This window comes from Nostocoides australiense Ben110 (assembly GCF_001050535.1).
Taxonomy (GTDB): Bacteria; Actinomycetota; Actinomycetes; order Actinomycetales; family Dermatophilaceae; genus Nostocoides_A; species Nostocoides_A australiense.
The window spans coordinates 3,270,805-3,273,116 of record NZ_HG764815.1 but is presented as its reverse complement, the minus strand read 5'-3'; the positions used below and the strand labels follow the sequence as shown (position 1 = coordinate 3,273,116).

The following is a 2,312-nucleotide window of genomic DNA, read 5'->3' as shown; positions in this document are numbered from 1 at the left end:
CCCCCCCCCCCCCCACCGGGAGGCCGCGACCCGCGCGGCCGACCGCCGGGCTGCGCGCCGGTCCGGCTGAGGCTCCTGCTCGGTCATGGTGCCCCCACAGTAGGTCATTCGCGCAGGACCGGCTCGTGCGTCGACTACCCTGGAGGCCAGTTCCGCGAATGACGCACAGGGAGATCCGCACGTGCCAGAGTCGAAGGGCCGCAAGAAGGCGACCTACACCCCGCAGGAAGCGCCCCGCGCGCAGAAGGTCAAGACCGGCAACCCCTCGTGGTACGTCCCGGTCATGCTCGGCCTGATGATCCTCGGCCTGCTGTGGGTCGTGACCTTCTACATCACCAAGCAGCAGTATCCCATCGAGGCCCTCGGCCGCTGGAACCTCGGCGTCGGCTTCGCCCTGATGCTCGCCGGCTTCGGCATGACCACCAACTGGCGGTAAGCCGCCGCCGCGCTAGATCGGGCGACCGTTCAGTCGTCGCCATGGTCCGCTCACTCGAGCTCACGACAAGCGTCACGGCGCAACTAACGCCCGCTTGTCCTCAGTTGTCCCCAGGGTTATCCCCGGACTGTGCGTTATCCACCCAGTTGTCCACAGCTGGGGACGAATGACACCGGTGTGATTCCCGGGGGATGGTATGCCGCCCGGTCCGGCGACTCGGAAAACGGTCGCCTCGGAAAGCGGCCTCAGCCGGTCAGGTAGCGCGCCACGCCGGCGGCGACGATCGCGCCGGTGACGGCCGCGGCGCCGCCGTACGCCACCGCCGCATTGCGCCGGCCGCGCGCGAAGACGAACGCCAGGAGCAGGCCGGTGAGGAAGCCGCCGACGTGCGCCTGCCAGGCGATATTCGGATAGAGCAGCGGCAGGGCAGCATTGATCGCGAGGTTGAGCATGATGCCCTGGGTGCTGCGCCCGAGGGCCCGGTTGAGGACTATCAAGGCGCCGAACAGCCCGAACACCGCGCCCGAGGCACCGACGACCCCGCCGGTCGCGGTCACCGGGTTGAGCAAGATGTAGGCCACCCCGCCGCCGATGGCGCTGACCAGGTAGAGGATCAGGAAGCGCACCTTGCCCAGCAGCGGCTCCAGATAGGAGCCCAGCATCCACAGGGCGAACATGTTGAACAGGATGTGCATCGGCGGCCCGTGAAGGAAGGCCGAGGTGACGAACCGCCACGGCTCCTCCTCCCCGATGGCCGGGGAGAGCGCGAACCGGTAGAAGATCTCGTCGCTGCGGCTGGCCTGCTCCAGCAGCCAGATGCCCACGCACGCGGCGATGAGGATCAGCGTGACGATCGGCCGACCGCCCCGGTCCCCCGTCCGGGCACCGAGGACCGTCTTGGTCGTCGGGTGCTCCCGCGCCGATTGGGCGACGCACGAAACACACTGCACCCCCACGGCAGCGGCCCGCTGGCACTCGGGGCATGTGGGGTTGCCGCACCGCTGGCAGCGGACATACGAGATCCGGTCGGGGTGGCGGGGACACACAGGCGCGGGGGCGCCGGGACCGGCATACGGCTCGGTCATCCGGCGCTCCCCGGCGTTCCCGGCAACGGGCGCGGCATAGGGGTCACGCGGTCAATAACGCGGACGGACTCAGGAGAGTTCGACCGACTCGATGACGACCGGCTCGACCGGCTTGTCGTTGGGCCCGGTCGGCACGGCGGCGATCGCGTCGACGACCTGGCGCGAAGCGTCATCGGTGACCTCACCGAAGATCGTGTGCTTGCCCTGCAGCCACGGCGTGGGCTCGACGGTGATGAAGAACTGGGAGCCGTTGGTGCCCTTGCCCATGCGCTTGCCGGCGTTGGCCATGGCGAGCAGGTAGGGCCGGTCGAACGCCAGCTCGGGGTGGATCTCGTCGTCGAAGGTGTAGCCCGGGCCGCCGATGCCCTGGCCGAGCGGGCAGCCGCCCTGGATCATGAAGCCGGGGATGATGCGATGGAATCCGAGCCCGTCGAAGAACTTCGTCGGGTTGGAGCGCCCGGCGTCGTCCTTGTACTCCTTCTCGCCGGAGGCGAGGCCGGTGAAGTTGGCGACGGTCTTGGGGGCCTGGTTGTCGAAGAGTTCGACCACGATGTCGCCGAGGTTGGTGTGCAGGGTTGCCTTCATGGCGCCAAGTCAATCACGCGTTCCCTGTGAGTTCCCTGGGAGCGGTCACTTCGTCGGCCCCTAACGACGCATCGCCCGTGTGGAGGAGGCAGGATGGAGGCCAGATACGACCGCATCCCGAAGGAGAGACCATGCTGTGCAGCAAGCCCCCGTCGAAGACCGAGAAGGCCAAGGCCGCGGTCGCCGACTACGTCAACACCGCCGCG

At 68.6% G+C, this 2,312-nt stretch carries 3 protein-coding genes; 1 reads left to right on the top strand and 2 read right to left on the bottom strand.

All coding sequences use genetic code 11. From position 1 onward, the window contains the following. The first annotated feature begins 181 nt into the window (after nt 1-181). Nucleotides 182-436, top strand: coding sequence for a cell division protein CrgA (locus BN11_RS15860; protein WP_048699309.1), 255 nt, complete (start codon nt 182-184; stop codon nt 434-436). 245 nt (nt 437-681) lie between these two features. On the opposite strand, the gene BN11_RS15855 is transcribed toward BN11_RS15860, so the two are convergent. Beyond that, nucleotides 682-1,521, bottom strand: coding sequence for a rhomboid family intramembrane serine protease (locus tag BN11_RS15855; protein ID WP_048699308.1), 840 nt, complete (start codon nt 1,519-1,521; stop codon nt 682-684). 69 nt (nt 1,522-1,590) lie between these two features. Continuing rightward, a complete protein-coding gene (locus BN11_RS15850) occupies nt 1,591-2,106 on the bottom strand; it encodes a peptidylprolyl isomerase (RefSeq protein ID WP_048699307.1) in 516 nt (171 codons plus the stop codon). Between the last annotated feature and the right edge of the window lie 206 nt (nt 2,107-2,312).